A 23,127-nucleotide genomic window follows, 5' to 3' on the forward strand; every position below is an offset into this window, starting at 1 on the left:
ATTTGCCCTTCAATACCCACTTTCAGCTCACCAATGTTACGTGTCCCGCTGATGTCATCCTTGATGGAGCCCATCTGTACGGTCTGGTTATTGGTGTTGTGGATCCAGTTCGCTTCAATGAACGGCTGGAAATCACGGCCTTTATCGGTATCTTTCTCCGCATGACATTTCAGGTAAGCACGGACGCCGAGGCGAGTCATCAGGTTGCCGTCAGTTTTGTCTTTAACCACCGTCCCGTTGTGCTCACGATGTGAATCGGCCTGCACGTCCATCCAGATAACCTGCGCTTTCGGTTGGAGCCAGTAGGTTTTATTTTCACTTTCCCTGACCAGGAAGCTATAACCCCCTTCAACAGACGCCGTGATACCGTCGGATTTGTAGTTTTCGCTGGCCAGATGTTCGCCGCTAACGGTGTTATCAAACCAGTTATACAGTACCCAGCTATCCAGATAGGTCCCGGTCTTATCCGCTTCATTGGCATACCAGGTGGCATACAGACCGACGCTGTAACCATCTACCTGTCCACGAGACGAATAGCCAGTGTAACTGTTACGGGTTTTACTTTTCTGGTTGGCATAACCCGCCATGGCACCCAGATGCCAGCGATCGAGGCCGTCGCTGCTCCACTGCGCCAGGTCGCCGCCTAACTGCAAAACATAACGGTTAGCGTTGGTTTTCAACTGCCCGCTGCCGTCAGTAAAGCGATTATGGCCCCCTACGTTACGCATCCACATACTGGTGACTTTTTCTTCGCCAGTCAGCATATCGGTATACTGAGTTTCACCCAGACGGTCATGCAGACGGGTGATAAACATCGTATTGGCCGCATAGTTGTTCGCCAGATAACTCCCGAGTTCAGGGCGATACTGGTGCTCAACAGGTGGCGGTGTTGGTGTGGGGGCTGGCGGAGAGACCGGGTCGACAGGTGGTGGTGTGGGAACAGGAGGAGAGACCGGGTCGACAGGTGGTGGTGTGGGAACAGGAGGAGAGACCGGGTCGACAGGTGGTGGTGGGGCTACCGGCGACAGCTCGCTGGTCAGATACCAGTCATTCGCTTTCTTCACCACGTTATAATCATACGCGCCAGCTACAATACGGCCTGATTTCGTGAAAGTACCGTCAGAGATTCCTGCAACTTCAACGATTTTAATCCCGTCTACCGTCTGCTCACCCGTGCCACCGATATTGTTGATGCCCACATTAGTGTTGCCAGAGGTATCACCCTGCACGATGAGTTTATCGGTTAAAGAGGTATCCCCTTCCAGCACGGTGTTCAACACCAACAACGCATTAGACCCGATATAGTTCCCCATCACGGTCAGCGTTTTGAACGTTGACGCATCATCACGCGATACACCGTCAGCACTGTAACGCAGCGTTGATTGATCCAGAGTCAGGCTGGTCAGCGTGGAGGATTTGGTCATCATCCATTCGCTGCTTTCCCCTTTAACGTTCAGATTCACCGTTGACACGTCGTCTATACTGGAAGAACCAATAAAGCTGGAGGTATCAGACATATTCAGCACAATTTTACCGCCGTTAATCGCGTTAATATTGCCTTCAATATCAAATACGCCTTCCGTATCCGTCAGCGCTGTTCTGTCTATATTGAGTCTGTCCGTTCTCTGATGTGAATCAGAAATCACCGGCACGTCCAGCGCCTGGCTGGAGATTATCGAGTCGACACCGTTAGCCTGAATCACGTCAGCACTGTTCACTGCACGGAGTTTTGCTCCTCCAGCAAGATAGACATGGCCCGGACGCACGTTATCAGTGTAAGTTCCCTGTTGTTCGGTGGCAGCATAAATCGCATACGAGTTTTCACCCGTTGTCGAAATATCAGCACCATCACCCAACTGAATAATCCCGCCCTTATTGGCGTAGACAGCATGTCCTGCTTTCGTGGCTGTTGAGATCTCAGAGTCATCCCCGATGAAGACATAAGAATTGCCTAAGGTGTTGTTATTTTTTTGATATAAAAGATAATCCAGAGCGCTAATGTTGTTCAGGTCAACATCTCTGTTTCCGGCGTAAACGGCATAGCCTCTACTGTCTGAACCATTAGTTGCTGAGACAGTCCCGGTAACCTTAATCTCATTATTTCCAGCTAACACAATGATACTGTTAGCACCGGCATTCTGGAAGTTGTTGGCCCTGACGGCAACGCCATCTTTTACAGAGATACTTGAAGATTCGCTGACATAAACCAACGAGTCATAGTTGTTATTAAAGTCGGACGCAACGTTAATACCATCTGCCGATGACCCCGTAGTTTCAATCGTTAAGTTTTTTGCTCTGAAGTAAACCGCCTCACTATTGCTTCTGATTGCATCAGCCGCTGAACCAGTCGTTTTTATAGTTATATAATTGACTTTCGGAGCATTCATTCCGTTTGTATGCAAATAAACACCAAAACCTGCTAAAGGTGATATTTTACTGGTGGCAGTAGTACTAACTGTTACAGTATCGTAGCTGCTTAACGGCTTAGTGTCTGAATAGTAATAAAGAACGTTACTGCAATCGAGAGAGTTAGCTGTTGCTGTACAATCAGCTGCAAAGGTGGCAGGAAGGTAGCCGCCAATGGAGACCATGGCGACAGCTAGACTTACTGTCTTTTTTGGGAAAGTCAGGTGTACTTTAGATATTTCCAATTTGATAAAATCCATTTTGAAAAATGGCATTTAGCCCATATGATTAATAAAGAGATTATAGATATATTGCATGTTTAAGTAATTAGGATTGCATTATTTTTGAATAGGATTAATCTCAATCAAAAATCAATGGCTAATCATAACTGGTCCGATGACATTTCATTTTGGAAATTTTATCATTGTGTTAGTTTAATGTTGTAGTGTTGTAGTGTTGTAGTGTTGTAGTGTTGTAGTGTTGTAGTGTTGTAGTGTTGTAGTGTTGTAGTGTTGTAGTGTTGTAGTGTTGTAGTGTTGTAGTGTTGTGGTGTTGTTGTGTTGTTGTTTTTATCATTCAGATGTGAAATCTTCTTCGGTAAGTGTTACACAAGCCTCATTATAAAACCTATGTTTCGTATTTCTATATCATTGTTTATTTCAAAACAAAAATGTACTTTTTATGAACGAGATATTATTGCTATGTTTAAAAATTGACTTTAATCATTTATAGCCTATACCTAAGCACTTGGATAACACTATACAGCTTTCTTTAATCGGTGTTTTTCCAAACTCAACAGAGTCAGGATATTTTCGCTGACAGTGTCGCTGAGGTGGGGGGGACCGGAACGTCACCTCATAACTGAGACTGAGGGCCTCCGGCTCTTCTGCGAGTCGTTCTGGTTGCATAGCTGGCGGTACCGTGGGGGGACCCTGTCCCAAACTCAGTACAGTGCAGGGGCTGATGTCGCACATCTTGGCGACAGATTTCAGACTCAACTTGTCCTCTGGGTATTTTTCTGCAACTTCCTGTTTGAACTTCAATGAAAATTTTGCCATGCGGCCTCAGTTTTCAATCTGGTGTTTAACTTTTGTGGCGCACTACATAAATGATTGACATTATTTTCATGGAACCGGAGGGAAACGGACAAGCGGCCTAAACGCGCCGCTTACTCTTAATTTAAAGGAATCAGTTGAAGAACTGACCTATTTTCAGTTCCACTGAGCGTAACTTCATATACGAGAAACTACGTATTCAAACATCTGTAATTACCAGAATCTCAACTGTCTTTGGTTTTTCCACTGTAGTGTGACATGTTTGTTTAATACTATAGAGTAGAGCAGGCTATAGAAGCCTGCTCATCACTCATTTAGAATAGTTTTTTCTTACAGATAACGTAATTTTTATCATTTATATTATTTCCACCCATGGTTCCATAGGGGGTACCTGTAGCCATATCTATCTTTATGCTACCTCCATTGGAGGTTTTAGTTGATGTCACGTAAAAAATATTATTGCCATTGTTGTTTCCTGTTTTGAATCCTGAGCCAGAATAATTGCTTAGGTTTCCCCATTCATCCCATAACCGCCCATTCACTCCTCTCCATTGAGATGTTGTTTCGTCTTTTGAGGGTAAATAATAACTACTGCCTATGTTATTGATGCAAAATTTTTCTGCCTCTGCTAGCGTAAACTGTTCATCTTCTGAATTTTTAAACCAGAAGTTTAGCTTGAAGTTATATACTGCTTCGGAACCGTTTAGTTTAGACTTTGCTATTATTTTGACATCACGATTTGTTGGGCTGGGTTCATTTAAAAACTTAACATTACCATCATTTATAGATAACCAGTCAGTAGTTGTCATCCATTCTAAATCGGATGGGTTCATATTTGTCTTTAAAGTAAACATGGCCCCTTTAAATCCTGATAATGGAAAAGAACCTGGGTGTTCAACGATTGGCATTGATGTGAGTTGTGGACCATTTACTTTTATTTCAGTAAATTTCACTGTGTCCGTAAACTCAATTTTATCTTTAACACTTCCGTTATCATTACTTGCTGTAACAGTAACCTTGCCTGAAGCCGGGCTTATGAACTCTGCAACAATAACACCATCAGTATCTGATTTTAGTTGAGATTTAAATATCACTGACTCACTATCTACTGATAAATTGATGAGGTGACCTTTAACAGGATTTGCGTTACTATCTTTAATTATGTACTCAATGATATTTTTGCTTTTCCCGTCTGAAGCTTGGTTATTCTTCAGAATTCTATGCTCTGTGATTTTAGATGATATTGTATTCGGTAGTAGTTCTATACCTACCTGGAGTTCACCAATAGTACCTCCGTTAAACTCAGGATAAAATGTATGCTTACCAGCAATTTTTCCTTTAACAGTAGCAGCATAATGTCCCTCTTTGTTTTTAATTTCGCTTATTTCACTTAAGGTTATATTGTTAGTTGCATCTTTTTTGTTTTTCATTTCTTTAGTTGTGAATGATAATTTATCAGTCTGGCCACTTAATATTTCGCCTTTTGAATTTTTCAATACTAATTCAAGTGTTGAGAATGAAACGTTATCTGCAATAATTGATGATGGATTAGCGGAGAGAGTCGATTTTTCTGAGTCTGGAATGATTTCACTAATTTTGATCGTGGCCGGATGAAGATTTATTCCACGTACAACAGGAGTGAGTCTAATAGTCTCTGTGGTTTTTCCTGAATATACTGTAATTTCAAATATACCAGAATCTCTACTGATTAGTTCTGATACCTTTGCATCCGTTATTCCTTCAGATTTAAGTACAATATCCGATACTGGGATATCTGTTCTTTTTCCTGCAAGATCCAGAATAGAAAGAGTCAGTACCTGCTTGCTCTTCCCGTCAGCAGGAAGTACGCTACTCTCAGGTGTGAAGGTGCTTTTTTCTGCACTGACCACGGCGGTCTGTACGGTCACTTGGGTACTGCTCGGTTCAGACCTGTTCCCTTTATTGTCCACGGCCACACAGCTCACTGTATAGTTGTTGATGCCTTTTGTGCCAGAATTGTAAGTTGGCATAACCACAGTCCAGTTTTTACCGTTCTGCACGATTTTTCCTCCTGCAGCAATGAGAGGTGAAGCTGACCAGTCGATACGCTCCAGTCCGTACTTGCTGGTCACAGATACGTTGAGTGACTTCTGCTCACCAGAGTATCCCGTCACCAGGTCTGCTGTCTTCAGGCGAATGACTTCTTTCTTGTGGTATTCCAGCACTATATTGTTGTTACGTTCCACTAGGTCATGCATGCTGCCCACAAGGCTGCGCAGGGCAGCAACCACGTGCGGATTAATCTGTTGCGGCCAGGGTATTCCGGGCTGGTAAGTTATATCCACTCCGAAGTGGGTGTCGTTCTTCCCCGATTTCCCTTGGCGTTGTTCTGCGCTGAATGTTAGCAGTGGCACGGGGGTATAATTTACTCCGATCGTGATGGCATGTGGATCTTGTTGGCGGTTGTTCCGGCCGAACAGGGCTACTTCATCCCCGTAGTACTGCTCATATGTTAGTTTCCCGCCCAGTTGAGGTAGCGATGGTATCCAGGCTTGGGTCCGTATATCCCAGCCGTTTGCCGGTCGTTCCTCATAGTCCTCAAGGTCCGACGAATTTTTCCAGTTGGTCAAGCGATGATAGGTGTTGACGCCCAGCTTCAGGAAATCTCGCCAGAACTCAGCGCCCAGCCCTAGTCTGGCATGGTCACGGGAGAGGTCGTAATCAAGGAAGGTGTTTGTGCCCAGCATCCAGTCGCCGGCAAACCAGCGGTACCCGAATCCTAGGTTAGACTGGGTCCGGTCATCGCTCCGGTGTATGTTACCTTGGGTGAAGACAAAACTGTCATTTTGCTCATATAAAGGGACGAGTAGTTCCAGCTGTGAATTTTTCAGTGAGAAGTTTTTGTCCGTGTCCAACTGCACGCGGGCAGTGCCGAAACGGCTGAACCACTGCTGAATTTCACCACTGGCGGCACTGGTGGTCATGCCTAGAGCTATTGAGGCCGCAGTGTCAATGTCTGCACCACTGGCAAGGAAGTTACTGACCTGTGAGGCATAGCTGATGACCTTCTTCTCCTGCACATCATTATTCTGCGCTTCTTTGGCCGATGCCGAATCATCCCAGCGCATTTCCGGCAGCGATGCCAGAGGGACGTCGAGTTTATCCCCTTGGTGCAGATTGTCAAAGCCTCGTGCGAAGGTGCGGAACTGGTTCAGCCTCCGCAACTCATCTTCAGTCATGTTGTACTTTTTCGCCACAGAGGCAGTACTCTCTCCTTCCGCGAGGGTGTACTCTAGGGTCTGCAGTACAGACTGCGCTGGGCCTCGCAGAAAGCGGCTGTCACTTTCTGCCCTGGCGATGGCAGGGGTGAATTCAGCAGCGACGGGAAAGGCGATCTGGACGCCAATACTGAACCAGGCAAAGAGCCTGACACGAAGCGGGATACGGTCCCGGTACAGATTTTTCACAGGATAAATCTCCAAAAAACATCCGCGGATGGCATGTCAATACAGTAGTTAGAAAAAAGTGATTCAGTTCAGCAAAAGAAGGTGTTCAAACTTGCGGATCCGCAGCAGTTCCGCCAGAAGCATCTTCTTCCCATGAAGAGCTCTCCTGGATTGGCTATATTTTTCATGAGGTTGCTGAGGCCACCGTTGTCAAGATAATAGCGAAGGATAGGGATGCCGCGGGAGGTAATGCGGGAACTGGAGTGTCTGAACACAGTAGCTTCCACGAACTCAGTGACCCTGCTCAGACTGGAATTGGAAATAATCACTAACAGGCTTTCAGGCATGCCAAGAAACGTCCGGAGACATGTTGTCAGTGCATGTCTACACAGATGGATAAAACCAGCATTTCCGGGTTGATACTGGACACCTTCTCCATGATAGCTTCGACACTGTACCGAAAATCTGAATGCTTCATCCCTGTTCATCTGACAAAATCCACTTCTGATATTAAGTTTAATGAAAATATTCGCGCGAATATAAAAGATTGCCTAGTTGTATTTCCATCGGAAAGGATACGATTTTGTCATTAAAATGAGGTGAAATGTGTAAGTGTGATGATTTTTCCTAAGTGTTTGTTTCTTTTTCTTCAAAAAAGAGCGAATTGTGTTTATGGCGTATTTTCATGTGTTTTCTACCGATACCATTCGCTGATAAATATAATGGATACTCCCTGTTCTGCGGATACCTGGTTGAACAACCAGTATCCGCCCTGCGCTTAACAGTCTTTCCTCAGACTCTGCGCTGATCCTTTCTGTTACAGGCGACCATCTGATCATGGCGGATGACATCTTTATTGTCTCGTTTACGCGTAACCGCAATAGATATATCCGTTATTCTGCTCTCTGGCTGTGCCTGGCATGAAATTAATAAAATCGAAAAGCAGGCGCGCGCGGAAAATGATACCGCAACACGAATTTTTGACAGCAAAACAGCCCGTCCCCGCAACGGGTGACCTGGACTGAAAAACCCTGGGTTGACCTGAAACCTATTTACGCTTTCAACCGGACTGATGCCCGAACTGTTGCTTGAGGGTATGGACGCCAGGGGGGCTCATTAGTTCCATTTCTTACACCGTAAACTCACAGGGGCTTTATCACTACACCCTTCGTGGGAGCCTCTATGCAAAAAATTAATGCACTTCGCTGGCTTTTGCCATGCGGTCTGATTCTGCTGATGATGACGGGTCAGGCAAACGCTGATGAGAGTATGACCATCAATCGCGTCATCCCTGAAAACGTTGCGTATTTTCATGAGAGGAGATCACCCAATAACATCCATCGAGATCGGGTAATAACCCCCTGTGTCAGCATAGTTGTCACCTCAATTTTTCAGGAGATAACTATGGCACAGCAACCAATATCAATTGATATTAAAGAAAAGGGCATCATTTGGCTTTTACCACCCTGTAGCTGGTCACTCAGACAAGTTGCTCGTAAGCTGGAACTCAGCCCTTCCGTTGTAGCAAGATGGAGACTTGAACTGGTACAGAAAGGTTTATTGCCCGGAAATGAGAAGATGTCCTGCGTTGATAGTGATGAGTGAACTCCGGAACATCGATTTTCTGTTGTACTTGAAATGGCAACATTGCCTGAAATGGAACTGGCAGATTATTGTCGTCGTATAGGATTATTTGTCGAACAGGCTAAAGTATGGCAGCTCAAAAACCAGTACTTCCAGACGCAGCAGTACGTCGATTAACCGCACTTCCTGAACGGTATTACCGGATCGGTACGGCAGCGTACTCGGTCTCGCTGACTTTGCGAACCTGTTCAATTGCTGTCTCCCACGCCCTGGTTTTTCAGATGCAATTCACCAGACGACTGTCACCGTCGATGAGCTGGCCCTCTTCATCCAAGCGCAACTCATCCAGTCCACAGAGGATCCTGCTTTCAAATCTTGCCTGGTGTAGCACCTGCTGCATAAACTGCGCGTGATCGTTCTCCTCAATATCCTTGCCCTGCATGATATGCACGAAAGGATGCGCAAGGCTGTGCTTCCAGGATCCTTGCGTATTACCATCATGTAGCATGTCATTTAACGGTGTTTTTCAAGGGGGTTATTCAGTGATCCAGCTAAATGTTATCAGACGTACTTAGGTAATGTTAGTCGGCGGTCTCTGTGATTGGTAATACGCAAGTATCTCACAGTGGAGGTCTCGTAAGAAGGGGCACAGGATTAGATAATAATTAGTTAGATTCGCGCAACTCCTGATAGGTTGACATAAGTCCTGAATTCAATAGGTATTCATTGAGAACCTAAATAAAAAGGGAAATGAAATGAGTAAAGATTACACAGAGGATTTTTGAAAGCTTGCAGTTTTACTGAACATCTGAGGGGATGTCCGGAAATAAATGTAGTGAATGAATTCTTTCTGGATTCTGAAGAAAAAAAAGGCCAAGGTTCTGAATAGTATTCAAAAGAAATTTAATGAGCAACATGGCGTTCCTTCAGTAGCTGATTTTTTTTGCACAATGTATTAGTACCAGTTACTTAATGCAGCCTGTCTTATCTGAAATTATAGGTAGTCCATGTGCCCTGACATTTTCTTATGTAACAGAAGGGGGGCATTTTTCAGACAGGAAGATAGTTTTTTCCACAACAGTCTCAGGAATGGTGTTCCTGATATTGTGAATATCCACGCATGGTTAACATTACCTTCAATGGAAATACTTGATTTAATCTTATGCACAACCATGCTGATAGCCTTATTAAGACAAAAAATTTGGAAGCCAATGCCTTTCATTAAACATTAATAAGTTCGCCAGATTTTGGTGGGATTATTGTTGATGATGATAATCACTTAAAAGACACAGATGTGAGATTCCACCCTCAAGTTATTGGTGAAGATTTCATGTTGAAAGCTGGATTTCTTCGATTTAAAAGTAAAAAGAGAAAATAGCTGACAAATATCAGCCCGATTTGATTATCTGGATAATATGCCGATTACTTCGAATTCATCCGGTTTGCCATTAATGATATTAAATGGTGCGAATATTTCATATTGCCGATTAGGTTTAATACCACTCGCTGTGTCAATGGTTGAGTCTATAATTATACCGCTCTGTAATAAATTGAATTTAAAAAGTTGTTGTGGTGATTTTATCTGACTTATTCTTACCAAGACCTGTAATCGCATAAATACAAATCGGAAGCGATTCAAAATTTTAGTTTGTTAAAACCACTTTATCGTTTTCCACATCTTTAGCTGCACATCCGAAGCTTACAGCTAGGGAAATTACTAAAGAAACAAAGTTGCCAGAAAAACGTCTCATGTCTTACTCCATATTAGCTATATCATTTTTAAACGGCTCCGCATTACAACAAATAATTATCGGCAACATTGTACGTTTCTTCAGTTTTTTGCCTCCCGTAATACATCCGACACACGGAGTTACCCATTAAGGTATGGTTGATACCGATTACGATCTTGATTTAAGCTGCTCTCGTTGTAACGTTGCAGATATGCAACATACCAATGTCCCGGTGATTTGAGAGGGACGCCTTCGGGTAATCACATGCTAATGCCACATAAACCTGAGAGTGGTGCCTTCGGGTGGTACCTTCGTTTTAACCTTTGAAAACGAAGAGCGCATACTGGCGATGAAGGTCCTTTCTACTTCTGTATCTGCCTTCCGGATACGTCTTGCAGCCGTTGGTTGGCAGCAATTTTCTTACCGTTCTCACTTTTTATGACGCTGCTGGCCGTTGCGAACTTTGTGGCGTGGTATGACCATTTTGAACATTTAGGCATCTTCCATGACCGCATTGAGAGCAGAGGAGCGCGGCGTCACTTGTGTGCAAGTGAAACGAGTACCAATTGACGCGCGCAGCACATAACTGGCAGAGCTGACGCACTGCCGTTTCAACAACTCTTTTACCAAATGACCAACACGTACTTAAAGGTTTTAAGGGTCTTAAAAACGTACTTCACTCACTGTTAGTTCATTTATCTACCAAACTTCTTACCCGTAAAAGCGGGTCAGGACTTCATTCAGAGAGGAGAAAAATCGACACGATATCGATGGCGACACCAGTCAACATACTGGTGTGTGGAAGCAGACTGATTCATTTCAGCCCGGTGAAAACCGCGAACAGGTCAGAGACCTGGGGAGCTTCGCAATAACTCAACATTTCGCCGCCCCGATGCACAGATATCTGTCGAGACACAGGAAGCGCAACGTTAAACCGTGCCGTCGGGGGGAAATTCATCGTCTGTAGCTGTGGCGCAGCCGGTGTCAGTGCTTTTCCGTTCACGAAGACGGAAAAGCACTGACACCTTGTATCTTAAAAAACCTTTAAAATAGTTACGATTAGATTTGGCACAGTGTATGCGGCCAGATGACACCTGGGGTTAATAGCCCGTTAAACAGGGAAATTAAGTGGCCATGTAAGTCCGATTAGTATCGCAGCCAGCCACCTGATTTTCAGGTTTTGATCTTTTGACAGAAGAAACGTGATTACAGTAGATGCTGCAAACCCGGCCACGTAAATATTAAAAAGAATCTGAGTCGTGTTCATGAAAACAACCTCCCTTGCTGGACACGCAGTGAAATACCTTATGGTTTCCTGCTGTTACTTTACTGTAATCTGAGAAGGTTTGGGGAATATCAACTATAAAATAATAGTTGTTGCCAGAGGGATTCTTCTTATATACCATCTTACTCCCGGCCCTTTAGCTCAGTTGGTTAGAGCAGTCGGCTCATAACTGATTGGTCGCTGGTTCAAGTCCAGTAAGGGCCACCAATTGCTGACTTAGCTCCGTAGGTAGAGCAACTGACTTGTAATCAGTAGGTCACCAGTGTGATTCCGGTAGTCGCACCAAATCAATTCGCATTGAATCCCCCAGGCGGCGGGGCAATACTGACACGTTTATATATTGTTATGATATACGCCACTGCGGGATGCTTTGTCTGTAGGGCATCTCACCGGGAGGCAGCCAGCGCTGTAAATCCCAACTTGTTCTCAGTACTCTTAATCAATTGTCTGTATATTTGCCATCACCAGCATTGTCCGGGCTTTTTTTCTTCGCTGCCATTCCTGTTGCTTTCTTTCAGAGAAACATCTTAATTTTCACTGGTAATTATTGCCCGTACATGCCGTAGCGGGTTAACTTAATGAGGACCAGCCTTTACAGGCTCGTCTCTTACGTTGCTTACGTAGTCATAGGTATTTGTTTCATATTGATTGACATTGAATCCGATTTCTCTTGCCTGCCTGGCCCTGTGGCAGGCATTTTTTTATGCCTGGCTGAAAAATAGTACCGACTTGCTGCATGGCGTAATTGCATATTAACCACTCAAGAAACATCTCAGTTTTCATCAATGACTATTGCCAGCATGAACAGAAACTGATTGACTGGAAATGGATCAGCTCCAGGGAGCTGCTCATTGCATACAATAAGAAGACACAAGCAACAGTCGTCAGTTAGGCCTGCTCTGCTCCTGCTGTGCAGGTCTTTTTTTACATACCCGATACAATAATGACGTAATAACCCGCTCCGGCGGGTTTTCTCTTTTCTGAGACCCGCATTTGTGGGCTTTTTCATCTCCAACACAGTACCCGCTAACAACGCGAGGTGAGAGCATGCAACGCATGGATAAAATCAGAGAATGGCTCAGTTATTGGGTTGGGGGCTTAACAACCATGGGTGTCGTTCTTTCCCTGAACGACTGGGCAATCATCATCGGTATTGCCTGCACTATCGGGACGTTTTGTGGGAACTGGTACTATAAACGCAGTGAGCAGCAATTTACTCATGAGCCTATAACGTCGGCGCGACCGCATCTATAAACTCCACGCTTCTGAAAAAGCTCAACACCCTGGACTACGCTGGTGCATGCGCTGAGTTGAATCGCTGGGTATATGCTGGTGGACAAAAGTGGAAAGGTCTGATGAATCGCCGCGATGTTGAATATGAGGTTTGCACCTGGAGTCAGAAATGAGTCGGGTACAACACCTTCCGTGAAGCGGTGCTTAATGGTATTAGCAACATGACCCGGCTCAATCGACTTGACCTGCTAATAGATAACGAGACAAAAGAAGTGAGCAACTGCGCGAAGACCATGAATAAGTGGGGTGTTGGCGGACGGAAGAAAATCCTTACTGCTGCCAGAGAGCGAATCGTTAATCAGACGGATCCAGACATGGTTGAATTGATGGAGGGAAGGTCATGACGATTGTTGAATGGGCACATGATTTCATTTTGAAACATTCTGGAGGTCAGCGGATGTTGCGTTCTTCCAGTCATCTGTTACATAGTCCCAGTCGCAATAGATGTTTTCTCCGTCCTGAGAGCATTCTGCTGGGTTACCTGTTTGTTTTACTTTGGTTTCATCAGGTTGTGAAGCGGAGCACCCGGCGAGCAGCAAAGCAATTGTATAAAGGTATATCCGGCATTTCATTTTTATATCCTTCTGTGTCCGGCTGCCTCAATAATAGGGTGAGTATTTTCACTTTTCTTCCACTGTTGATCGTCTTACAGCAGCAATAAATATTAGATTCAGAGTACTCGCAATAACTTCTGGTGTACCGTTCTTCGCTGCACCAACGATTTTATCGCCAATTGTTTCATGGTTGACAGAGTTTTCTGTGATGGTGGTCAGTATGGTAAGTGATTTTGCCGTTAGCCTGACATTTCTGAATAGTGTCATTTTATCTGTTTCGTATTGTATGTAACCATTTTCCATCAGAAATGAGAATGTGCCATCAACAACTTTACGGATCTCATATCGTGATTTTTTTTCCTGGATATGAGATTTATCCATGTAAGTAGGAGATATGTCAGCGTCAAATTTTGCATATGTGATTACCTGTGGTACTGGGAAGTTTTCCCAGAGCAATGCAAAAATTTCATATGCCTGCTGAGTAAATAAATCTATATTTTTTGACATATTAAATTCCTTTTCATTTGTTACTTAATCTTATTTTTGAGAATTGAGAATAATATATACCTCGACTCATTAGTTTATTTTGTGATCATTGTTGGTAATTCTGGCCACCACGGCCACGGCGGCAGAACGCGCCATTGACAGGGCGAATACGTGCGCACTGGCCGCACTGCCTGTCCATCTCATCCGCTGGGTAAAAAATCCTGAACTGTGCCTGGTTGAACTGCTGCCATGGCTGGCATGGCAGCGTAGCGTGGACACCAGGAACACAAACTGAACGGAGCAGGAGAGGCACGATGCCATTAAGCGGGCGCCATTTATCCACCGCCACCGTGGGACGGTCGCTGCCGTGCGTCGTGCCCTGGTTGTCAGCTCCTTCGGAACCGACATTATTCAGTGGTTTGAGCAGCAGCCGCCCAGCGATCCGTACACCTTCAGACTGAATGTGATGCAGAAGGATTTGCCGGTCTCTGCGCTTGATCATCAGGATCTGAAACACGCAGTGACGCGGGCGAAAAACCTGCGGTCATGGTTCACTATTTCAGGGTAACAGATAATGGAACTGAAGAATGTCAGGCTGTATCAGCCGAAAGAGAGAACATACGGCGATGATGCCATCTATTTTCAGAGCGAAGACGGGCAGGATTTCTATGTATCACTGCCGGAATTCACCCTGAAATATGCGCTGTGTATTGAGCCGGACAGCGGGATCATCCGATCCATAGCCGAAGATGCCTCCAGGCTGTACCCTGGCAGGTGCACGGTGGTTGAAACCGACACTCTGCCTGAGAGGTGCGATATCAACGATGGCTGGCAGCACAGGGACGGCATGGTGTCTGCGGTACCGGTGAATTACGCGATGCAGGCAGAAAAAGAGCGATCGCGCAGGCTGAAAGAAGCTGACGACGTCATCCGTGACTGGCGGACGGAGCTTGCCCTCGGAATCATCAGCGACGAAAACCGGGCGTCCCTTATCCTGTGGATGACCTGTATCAGTACCATGAAGGCGCTGGATCTCAGTAATGTCAGCGACGAACCGACGTATAACGCGATAGCCTGGTCAGGCTGTCCTGATATCAGTTGAGTATAACAACTGGCACCGATAGCGGCTTTTTTATGGAGTCAATAATGGCTGAATTACATGGTGTCGAGTCCATCGAACTCACAAACGGCACAATATCGGTCCAGACTGTCGAAACAGCGGTGATTGGCCTTGCGGGGACAGCACCGGATGCGTTGGCGGTAACACATGCGACCGCGCTTGCCGGTAGTGTGCTGCTGAACACGCAACTGCTGTTTACTGCCACTGAGGCCGGACGCGTCGGAAACGGTATTGTCATTGATGCGGTAGCGTCAGACGTACCATCGGAGGTGACAGAGGCTGCGCAGCTTGACGGGGTTATCATCGTCACGCTGACCACAGATGCTGCTGGGGTGGCAACGTCAACGGTACAGGAAGTGGTGGATGCGTGGCGACCATTGAAAATCCGCCGGTGAGTATCACCGCTGTCAGCGGCTCTGCCAGATTCAGTTGTCAGTCCGTTCAGCGTCACCTTATCCGGTGGTGAGGATGAGCCATTCCAGCTTTACACGCCGGTGGTGGTGGTGGTCGCACTGCTTCGTCCTGGTCAGCTCGGGACAGCAGGCACACTTTATCCGGCACTGACCGATATTTTTGACCAGACTGGTGCCCTAGTGGTGGTCGTGAGGGCAGAAGAAGGGGCGAATGTCTCCGCCACGCGGGCAAACGTCATTGCGGCCATCGGTAAGTTGCCTCTGACCAAGAAGTACCGTCAACTACCAGCCGCGTATCCTGATTGCAACAGGATTCAGTGAGGATGACAGGGTCGGTAAAAAACTGGAAAGCGTGGCGGCCACATTCCGGGCTGTGGCTTATCTGGACTCACCACCACTGCCCACACCGCAGGAGGTGTCAGCACGCCGCAACCTCTATGGCGGTCGTGTTGAACTGTTGCGCCCGCGTTGGCGGTGAGTACACGCCGCCTGCGCTGACCATCACCAAAACGTCGGTAAAAACAGGCAGGATGGATATGCCTGTCAGACTGGATGACGCCATGGAAGAGATGACCTGCAGCTTTAAGATTTACGGTTACGATCCGGCGCTGCTTTCCCTGTTTGGTATGCAGGAGGGGAGTACTTCCCCGCGCATTATCGCCCGCCAGGCTTATGCCACCTGTGCTGGACAGAACTGGTGGAAGAGCTTGAAGGCATGATCACCGCGATCACACTGGACGCCCGTCCAGTCACCTCACCGGGTGAGGCGGCACTGGTGGCAGAAATGACGCTCAGCTATTACCGCTCCACCTGGAACAACGAAGAGCTGGCCTGCATTATTCCGGCAGAGTTTGTGCGTCGTATTCATGGCGTAGATCGTCTTGCGGGGATCAGAAACATCATCCGCATCTGACCAGAAAAGAAAAACCCGGAGAATTGGGGTAACTCCGGGTTTTGTTTTATGCAGAATGCGAATAATGCCCCATCAATCTGACACAAATGAAGAGACCATGCCATGAACGAGAAAGAAATTCAGAGTTTTCCCGCTGAAAAGGGTGTCATTCAGCTAGCGGTACCCTATACCACCCTCAGCGGGCAGCATATTGAATCCGTTACCATGCGTGCCCCGACGGTACGCGACCGTCTGATGCGTAACCGCAATCCGGCGCCGGATTATCAGGCTGATATTGAGCTTATGGCTTCGCTGTGCGGAATGACGCTTGATGACCTGATGAACATGGAAGCCTGCGATTACCTGCGCCTGGAGAAACAGTTCAACAATTTTTTGCTGCCGCCGGCGAAGCGGAAGACGACAGTCTGAAACTGGCGCTTCGCCGGGCAGGTGCCTGGTTTGGCTGGCAGCCGTCAGAAGTGATGGCGCTGCCGCTGCGTGATTTTATGGATATGATGCTGGACGAAAATGATGAGCGCATCCGGAGCAGGAGAAGATAATGGCAACGGTTGGTGAAGGGCTGAAGGCTAACATCCTGATTGGCGGAACCATTGATGCCAACTGGCGTAATAGTGTCGGGCAGATAAAAGAAGGGTTGCTGGGGATTACAAAAGAAACCACTGCCCTGAAAAACCGCCAGGCAAAGCTTGCGCAGCAGATGAAGAAAGCAGTTCTGGAAGGCAAAGACATCACGAAGCTGCGCAGCGAATATGAAACGCTGGGCAAAAAAATCGGGGATGCGAAAAAAGACCAGGGCAGGCTCAACAGTCAGCTTAAGAAGGCGGAGACGTTCAGTAAGTGGATGTCCCACGGTAAACCCTCTAACGGATTCTGGTTGTTTCTGGAGTACGGCGCAGCGCAGTCGGCGGGTGGTGAGTTTCTGCCTGATTACACTATTACCCAGGACATGGTATCGGACTGGAGTTACCTGGAGGGAGATCGCGGCAGTGATTCGTCTGGTGGTGATAAAAAAGCAAAGGCACTAACGATGAAAAGTGGAAGGTCTGGCAGTTTACAGATCAAAAGACCCGCGGCAGTGTGAGGGTGCCTTGGCATAACGAAAAAACGGACGAAACAGAGACGCACGAAGTGCTTCATGATGGTCCTGATATGGATAATCCACATGTTCAGCCTGACAGGGACAGCGCAAGGGAAGTGCGGAAACCAAAGCCAAAAAGGTTAAAAAAGCCGGTAAAAAAGTCACTCACGATCCCCTGCACTCAGGCTATGTTGAGACTGACAGCAGAAAACCGGGTCACCACTCAGGGATTTGGTAAAAGCGAAGATCGGCGCTGGCAGATTGAGAATATTAACTGGACACTGAACAGCAGCGGGCTGGTGGCCTCATTCAGTCTGGTGGCGGGAAAGGTGGGAAAGACAGTAATAATGACGAAAAATATAAAGCTGGAATGATGTCAGAGACCAGAAAATGATGTGCAGCGCCGGGTGCCTCCCGGTGAGATGCCCTACAGACAAAGCATCCCGCAGTGGTATATATCATAACAATATATAAACATGTCAGTATTGCCCCGCCGCTCAGGGGGATCCGCTGCACATGGAGAGTATTCCACTTTCCAGTGGGCAGGGAAACCTAACATTGCAGTCATCATCCTTATTTATGCACGTAAAAAGGTCATATTTCTGCGACCTCTTATCATATCGCAGGTAGCCATATTTTATCCTGGCACGGTTACAGGCTTCATTAGTTATGCCATTTTCACCAGACGCAGGAAAATCCCTGCACGTGGCAGGCCTGTCGCTATATATTTCACATCGGGTGGACTGACCCGGCGCGCCAGACAGGGCAACGCATCTGGTTTTGCGTTGTTGGTTCCGGTCATACAGCGTAAAAAAGGTGTAACCTGCTCTGTTAAATCAGCCGGTACCGTCCCTCCGGCATCATCGCCTTCGGCCCAGTAGAAAGATACCCAGAAAAAAGCGCAACAGGCACCGCAAGTGATACATGGATTTTGGATGCTCATGATTTCACCTGTAACACGATGATCAATTTCTCAAACAGAAGAGAGATGCCACCGCCAGTCGTATGCAGGAACTGGCGGTAGCTGGTTGCTAAGTGTTCATGCCCGGCAACCGAAGAACAGTTTAATTGAGATTCTGTTTACAGTCTCTGTTTCGAATGTTCTAGGCTTTTCATTCAGAATAATCTTGTAATAGTATTAGGCGACAATTACCCCGTCCGCCGCATTGACTCGGCATTTTTGTTACCCAACGCGCACTGTTGCCTCACCAAAATTGTTACTTTGGCTGTGTGATAAACAATCAGTCAGAGGTGCACCTATGAGCAATGCATTGTTGCCTATAGATACCCGTCGTCAGCTTCTGCGGGCGCTGAAAACACGCCAGTAAAGCCGAGAAAACCCGGATCCTCGAAGAGTTCATACTGATCAGTGGGTACCATTGTAAATCAGCAATCCGGTTACTGAATGGTGCCGTCACCAGCGATAACCAACGGCGTCGATCAGCCGCGGCTCGTTCAGTTTATGGCGCAGCTGTTCAGCAGGCTCTGATCGTGCTGTGGGAAGCTTCAGATCGGTTGTGCGGTAAGCGTCTCAGGGCGTTACTGCCCCAGCTTATTCCGGCAATAGAGAAACACGGGCATCTCAGTCTGAATCCGGCACTGCGCGAGCAGCTTCAGAAAGTCAGTGCATCGTCCATCGATCGCCTGTTGAAAGAAGCACATACCACCGCCGGTAAAAAGCGTAACCGGACGGTTAACCGCGTCAGTAAAAGTATCCCGGTCAGAATGTTCACCGAGCATGAGCGGCATTCTCCGGGATTTATGGAAATGGATCTTGTGGTGCACTGTGGTCGGCATCTCTCTGGTACCTTTTTGTGGACGCTGTCACTGACCGATATCGCCAGTGGATGGACAGAGTGTGTGGCATTACCGGCGCGTAACGCTGAGTTGATCATCCGGGCTGTTGATAAGGTTCAAAAAAGTCTGCCATTCCCACTTCTCGGCCTTGATGTTGATAACGGGTCCGAATTTATCAACGAAGCCTTGTTTGAATACTGTTCTGCTAGGTGTATCGCACTGACCCGCTCCAGGCCATACCGGAAAAACGATCAGGCCTGGATAGAGCAAAAAAATGGTTCTGTGGTCAGAAAGCTGGCGGGATACGGCCGTCTTGACGGTGAACCGGCGGTAAAAGCAATGAACCAGATGTACATGGCTAATCGGCTATTTATTAACTTTTTTCAGCCATCGTTCAAGCTTCTGGATACGCAACGCATTGGCGGGAAAACGGTTCGCAGGCATGATGCTCCCAAAACGCCTTCTAATCGCCTGATAGAACTGCATACTTCGCATTCTGAGCTCCGGTGCCATTTTGACGATATCATCCACGTACTGGATCCTTTGAAGTTGCTGGAAACCATTCGACTTTATCAACACCAGTTGGCGCGAATAGCTGTCAGAGATCCTGTTGGAGACAAAAACAGCGATTTAACCGCATTTTTGCAGGGCCTCTCCGTAGCCTGGCAGGAAGGCGTAGTGAATCCTTTACATCATCCAGTACCATCAAAACCTCGCCACCGGCGAACCCGTGCAGATCCCTTCGCTGACGTCTGGAACGAAATAGAATGCTGGCTGAAGGATGAACCGCAACTGGGCAGTACCGAATTACTTCTCAAACTTGAAGACGCGCATCCGAGTCAATTTACTGAAGGTCAACGCAGATTGCAGGAATGGCGGGTCAGGGTGGTAAGAGAACTGGTCTACGGAACTCGTGCCGATGGTAACATTTTAGCTGAAGCAAGAAAGTAACATTAACTGGTGAGGCAACACGCCGGTCAAGGTAGTTGACGTCTAATACGGGTCAGGCATTTACACCATAACCCGGGAGATGTCTCAACGCGTTTAATTATTCCTTTGCGAAAGGCGTTTCGTTTTCCGTCACTTTGGTATCACCCTGAATAGCAGCGATTTTCTTCTCAACATCGGTAACTTGTTCGCTATTGTGAAGCAGCGTATAGCTCAGATCAAATTGAGTGCTGGCTCCAGGTTGAAGCTGTTTCACGCGTTTTTGTTCTCGCTCGATGGTCACCGGATAGGCGTAGCTGGTACCAGGCTCAATACCGGTGATGTAGCCCTGCTTCTCGGTATCAGTGTTTTTCCACAGCGTCAGCACCGGCAACTGACGGGTATCAAACTGAATGGATGCCCCTTTATCCCCGGCTCTGTTGACTATCGCAGCCAGCGTCTGATGATTTTCATCCGCCAGAGGCTGCATATTAAAGACCATCTCATCGAAATCTTTAGTTGGGCCAGTGTAGGTTTGCCAGGTTTTTAAACCGGCTTTGGCATAATCATTGAACGGACTGATGTTGGATATCGGTGCCAGGAAACGGGCCCCCTCTTCCAAGATTGGCTTGCCGAAGTTGCTGTGATAGATAATTTTATAGTCATGCGGATAGTCAGCATGGTTGGTTAAGACATCGTGCAGGCTGAAGCTATTGCTGCTAGGCACATAGCGCAACTCGGTCATAGTCTGCAAATCCGCTTTCTTGAAGGTGCTCTCTTTCACCAGCCCGCGAACGTGAATTTCATACGGTGCAGTATCCGCCACTTCAACTTCCACCTGTGAGGCTGGTGTATTACCGGCTTTGCCGTGCAGAGTATATATCTGCCCATCAGCGGTCACCGGATGGCCAGTCCATTCATAGCCGCAGCGCACCATCATCTCATTGAAACCTTCCAGCCAACCTAGTCCGTTGCGGCTTTCCAGATTAATAAAGGCCGGGTTAACGACCTCTTTTACCGGCGAGTCCCAGCCCATTTGTGAACCAAAGCCTTCAATTTTCAGCAGGTTCATGCCACGGGTCGGACTTAGTGTGATAGTCAGGCCGTCTTTGCTGTGGATCACTAAGATTTTACTGCCTTCTTGTTTACCGCCGTGAAGGATTTTTTGCTCTATGCTGAAGTTATGATCTTTAATCTTCAGTTGGTCGCTGGTTATCTGCCAGTTTCCTTTATCCATGCTACCGTCAGCGCTCGTCAGCACCCACGTTTTTGCCACTACTGGCCCGGAAAAAAGCATGGAAATTACTGTCAAAACTAGTGTTTTTTTTCATTTTTTATTTCCTTTGCTGAATCGATTGTGTTTCTGGTGTTGGAAATTTAGTTTTAAGTGGATTAAGAAAATGTGAAGTGTCTCGCTTGATTATAAAATGCACGTTTTTATGTTTATAAAAGAGATTTAAATCTCATTTTTTTAAGTGATTATTTTTGTGTGTTACATAAAGATGTGAATTCAATAACTTTTAGCTTTAACGATTCATCTTTGGTTTGCTACAGAAAGAATAATGGAATAGGCGGTTGCTACCCGGGTTTACCTGGACAGGCTTTGACGGAGCGGGGACAGCAACAATATCCGGACCAGAATGAAATAACATACCTGTTCTCACTTAATGTGAACACGGGGGCTACCATATCTGGTCTGTCTTATGCCGGAATGAGATCCCGGTAGTAAACTGCCGGGATGCTGGTTTCCTGAGACGAAACGGAAAGTTCAGGTAATGTTATAATGCTAACTGCTGGCGAACATAAATATAAGGTGCGATAAATCCGTCACGGTTTGTATCTAGATAATCAGACCACCACTGCATCATTTCCATGCGTTCATCAAGATGCTCAGCTTTATGGATATAGGCGGCACGCACATTATTACGTTCCCGGTGGCTCATCTGTCGTTCAATGGCATCTTTTGACCAGCGACCTGACTCATTCAGGGCGCTACAGGCCATCGCCCTGAATCCGTGGCCGCAAATGTCGGTTTTGGTATCATAGCCAATTACGCGCAGAGCCTTATTTATGGTGTTTTCGCTCATTGGTTTGTCCAGTGAATGTGCGCCGTGGAAGACAAACGGTGAATCGCCGGTCAGTGATTTAATGTGTTTTAACAATGCAACGGCCTGTTGTGAAAGCGGAACCAGATGTTCATCTTTCATTTTTGCGCCGCGCTCTGAGAATTTAACGCCTTTCACTACCTTACGCTGTGCGGGGAGTGTCCAGATTTGTGCTTTCAGATTAAATTCATCCCAGCGGGCAAGCCGCAGCTCACTCGAACGAAGGAATACATGGATATTAAGTTCCAGTGCCAGACGCGTCAGCGTCCTCCCTTTATAGTTATCTATCTTTTCCAGCAGCTCGGGGAGCTGTCTGAGAGGAAGAGCAGGGTGGTGCCGTGTGATGACCTGTGTTACTACGCCATCCAGGTCATAAGCGGGATTATACCTCAGCGTTCCCTGCTGTACTGCATGGCGCATAATTTTGGTCAGGTACTGGCGTACTCGTCCGGCGACATCATGGACGCCTTTTTCATCAATATCACGGATGAGCTGCGCCAGATGGCGGGTTTCAATTCGGGCAATATCCATTGCACCGACCACCGGAAAGACATACCGGTTCAGGCAGGTGAGGATTTTATCCGCATGGCCTTCTGACCAGAGTTTCAGGTTGCTGGTGTGCCATGAGGTGGCGATATATTTAAAGGTTCGTGATTCATCAACACCGCGAACGGAGGGGTTACGGATTTGCGAGGGGCTTATTCCTTCGGCCAGCAACTTACGGGCCGCATCGCGTGCCTCGCGGGCTTTTGCCAGGCTGACCAGAGGATAGGCACCGAGGGCTAAACGGTTTTCCTTACCATCGAGACGGTAGCGAAAATACCACAGACGTGAACCGCTGGTTGATACCAGCAAATACAGGCCCTGAGCATCGGCGAGTTTGTAGGATTTGTCGAGGATTCTGGCAGAACGGATTTTACTGTCGTTTAACATTTTGGGTCTCTCCAGTTTATCGA

General features: G+C 46.8%; 18 protein-coding genes, 2 tRNA genes and 3 pseudogenes. 15 read left to right on the forward strand and 8 right to left on the reverse strand.

Annotated features, from left to right (window positions below):
* Positions 1-1,856 (reverse strand): autotransporter outer membrane beta-barrel domain-containing protein (locus AOY24_RS06675; RefSeq protein ID WP_235507519.1); only part of this gene is annotated, 1,856 nt, incomplete at its 3' end.
* A 1,919-nt stretch (positions 1,857-3,775) separates the two neighbouring features.
* Positions 3,776-6,922, reverse strand: a complete 3,147-nt coding sequence (locus AOY24_RS06680; RefSeq protein ID WP_054176358.1) for an inverse autotransporter beta-barrel domain-containing protein — start codon at positions 6,920-6,922, stop codon at positions 3,776-3,778.
* Positions 6,923-8,068: 1,146 nt separating this feature from the next.
* Between AOY24_RS06680 and AOY24_RS25345 the strand changes: the two genes are divergently transcribed.
* Entirely contained in the window at positions 8,069-8,491 is a 423-nt protein-coding gene (locus AOY24_RS25345; protein WP_235507520.1) for a hypothetical protein, read from the forward strand.
* Positions 8,492-8,524: 33 nt separating this feature from the next.
* Positions 8,525-8,647, forward strand: a complete 123-nt coding sequence (locus tag AOY24_RS25530) for a hypothetical protein (RefSeq protein ID WP_255352586.1) — start codon at positions 8,525-8,527, stop codon at positions 8,645-8,647.
* Here the strand turns inward: AOY24_RS25530 and AOY24_RS23585 are convergent.
* Together AOY24_RS23585 and AOY24_RS23595 are read right to left on the reverse strand one after the other, a co-directional pair.
* Positions 8,606-8,954 (reverse strand): annotated as a pseudogene (locus AOY24_RS23585) (bifunctional glutathionylspermidine amidase/glutathionylspermidine synthase); the annotation flags it as partial. The gene AOY24_RS25530 and the pseudogene AOY24_RS23585 sit on opposite strands and share 42 nt — an antisense overlap.
* 2,357 nt (positions 8,955-11,311) lie before the next feature.
* The gene (locus AOY24_RS23595; protein ID WP_072185377.1) at positions 11,312-11,467 is read right to left on the reverse strand and encodes a GhoT/OrtT family toxin; all 156 of its coding nucleotides are present in this window, start codon (positions 11,465-11,467) and stop codon (positions 11,312-11,314) included.
* A 148-nt stretch (positions 11,468-11,615) separates the two neighbouring features.
* Between AOY24_RS23595 and AOY24_RS06690 the strand changes: the two genes are divergently transcribed.
* From AOY24_RS06690 to AOY24_RS23600, 4 genes are all read left to right on the forward strand, one after another.
* Positions 11,616-11,692, forward strand: a tRNA-Ile gene (locus tag AOY24_RS06690).
* Between the two features lie 3 nt (positions 11,693-11,695).
* Positions 11,696-11,770, forward strand: a tRNA-Thr gene (locus AOY24_RS06695).
* A gap of 762 nt (positions 11,771-12,532) precedes the next feature.
* Positions 12,533-12,739 (forward strand): HP1 family phage holin, encoded by a 207-nt coding sequence (locus AOY24_RS06700; protein ID WP_054176359.1) that lies wholly within the window; start codon positions 12,533-12,535, stop codon positions 12,737-12,739.
* A 29-nt stretch (positions 12,740-12,768) separates the two neighbouring features.
* Entirely contained in the window at positions 12,769-12,891 is a 123-nt protein-coding gene (locus AOY24_RS23600; protein WP_235507522.1) for a hypothetical protein, read from the forward strand.
* 507 nt (positions 12,892-13,398) lie between these two features.
* Here the strand turns inward: AOY24_RS23600 and AOY24_RS06715 are convergent.
* Positions 13,399-13,839 (reverse strand): hypothetical protein, encoded by a 441-nt coding sequence (locus AOY24_RS06715; protein WP_054176361.1) that lies wholly within the window; start codon positions 13,837-13,839, stop codon positions 13,399-13,401.
* Positions 13,840-13,930: 91 nt separating this feature from the next.
* On the opposite strand from AOY24_RS06715, the pseudogene AOY24_RS24500 reads away from it, so the two are divergent.
* The 8 genes and pseudogenes from AOY24_RS24500 to AOY24_RS24810 all read left to right on the forward strand — a co-directional run bounded on the left by AOY24_RS24500 (position 13,931) and on the right by AOY24_RS24810 (position 17,716).
* Positions 13,931-14,386 (forward strand): annotated as a pseudogene (locus AOY24_RS24500) (phage tail protein I).
* 6 nt (positions 14,387-14,392) lie between these two features.
* Complete coding sequence (locus AOY24_RS06730) at positions 14,393-14,920, forward strand: tail fiber assembly protein (protein WP_054176364.1); 528 nt, start codon at positions 14,393-14,395, stop codon at positions 14,918-14,920.
* Between the two features lie 44 nt (positions 14,921-14,964).
* Positions 14,965-15,333, forward strand: a complete 369-nt coding sequence (locus AOY24_RS06735; RefSeq protein WP_054176365.1) for a hypothetical protein — start codon at positions 14,965-14,967, stop codon at positions 15,331-15,333.
* A 341-nt stretch (positions 15,334-15,674) separates the two neighbouring features.
* Positions 15,675-16,070, forward strand: a complete 396-nt coding sequence (locus tag AOY24_RS25535) for a phage major tail tube protein (protein ID WP_255352583.1) — start codon at positions 15,675-15,677, stop codon at positions 16,068-16,070.
* Complete coding sequence (locus AOY24_RS25540) at positions 16,049-16,264, forward strand: phage major tail tube protein (protein WP_255352584.1); 216 nt, start codon at positions 16,049-16,051, stop codon at positions 16,262-16,264. Before AOY24_RS25535 ends, AOY24_RS25540 begins: the two co-directional genes overlap by 22 nt.
* A gap of 102 nt (positions 16,265-16,366) precedes the next feature.
* Positions 16,367-16,672: a phage tail assembly protein gene (locus tag AOY24_RS06750; RefSeq protein ID WP_054176367.1), complete on the forward strand. Its 306-nt coding sequence runs from the start codon at positions 16,367-16,369 to the stop codon at positions 16,670-16,672.
* Between the two features lie 130 nt (positions 16,673-16,802).
* Entirely contained in the window at positions 16,803-17,345 is a 543-nt protein-coding gene (locus AOY24_RS06755; RefSeq protein ID WP_054176368.1) for a hypothetical protein, read from the forward strand.
* Between the two features lie 185 nt (positions 17,346-17,530).
* Entirely contained in the window at positions 17,531-17,716 is a 186-nt protein-coding gene (locus tag AOY24_RS24810; RefSeq protein WP_152967195.1) for a hypothetical protein, read from the forward strand.
* Between the two features lie 123 nt (positions 17,717-17,839).
* Here AOY24_RS24810 and AOY24_RS24505 read toward each other — a convergent pair.
* Positions 17,840-18,285: pseudogene (locus AOY24_RS24505) on the reverse strand (YkgJ family cysteine cluster protein).
* 548 nt (positions 18,286-18,833) lie between these two features.
* Between AOY24_RS24505 and AOY24_RS06770 the strand changes: the two are divergent.
* Positions 18,834-20,090: a DDE-type integrase/transposase/recombinase gene (locus tag AOY24_RS06770; RefSeq protein WP_054176370.1), complete on the forward strand. Its 1,257-nt coding sequence runs from the start codon at positions 18,834-18,836 to the stop codon at positions 20,088-20,090.
* 97 nt (positions 20,091-20,187) lie between these two features.
* On the opposite strand, the gene AOY24_RS06775 is transcribed toward AOY24_RS06770, so the two are convergent.
* Positions 20,188-21,363: an aldose 1-epimerase family protein gene (locus tag AOY24_RS06775; protein ID WP_054176371.1), complete on the reverse strand. Its 1,176-nt coding sequence runs from the start codon at positions 21,361-21,363 to the stop codon at positions 20,188-20,190.
* A gap of 481 nt (positions 21,364-21,844) precedes the next feature.
* A complete protein-coding gene (locus AOY24_RS06780) occupies positions 21,845-23,104 on the reverse strand; it encodes an integrase arm-type DNA-binding domain-containing protein (RefSeq protein WP_054176372.1) in 1,260 nt (419 codons plus the stop codon).
* Positions 23,105-23,127: the final 23 nt, after the last annotated feature.

Origin of the sequence: Citrobacter sp. CtB7.12 (assembly GCF_001297795.1) — a bacterium.
Classification (GTDB): Bacteria; Pseudomonadota; Gammaproteobacteria; order Enterobacterales; family Enterobacteriaceae; genus Citrobacter_A; species Citrobacter_A amalonaticus.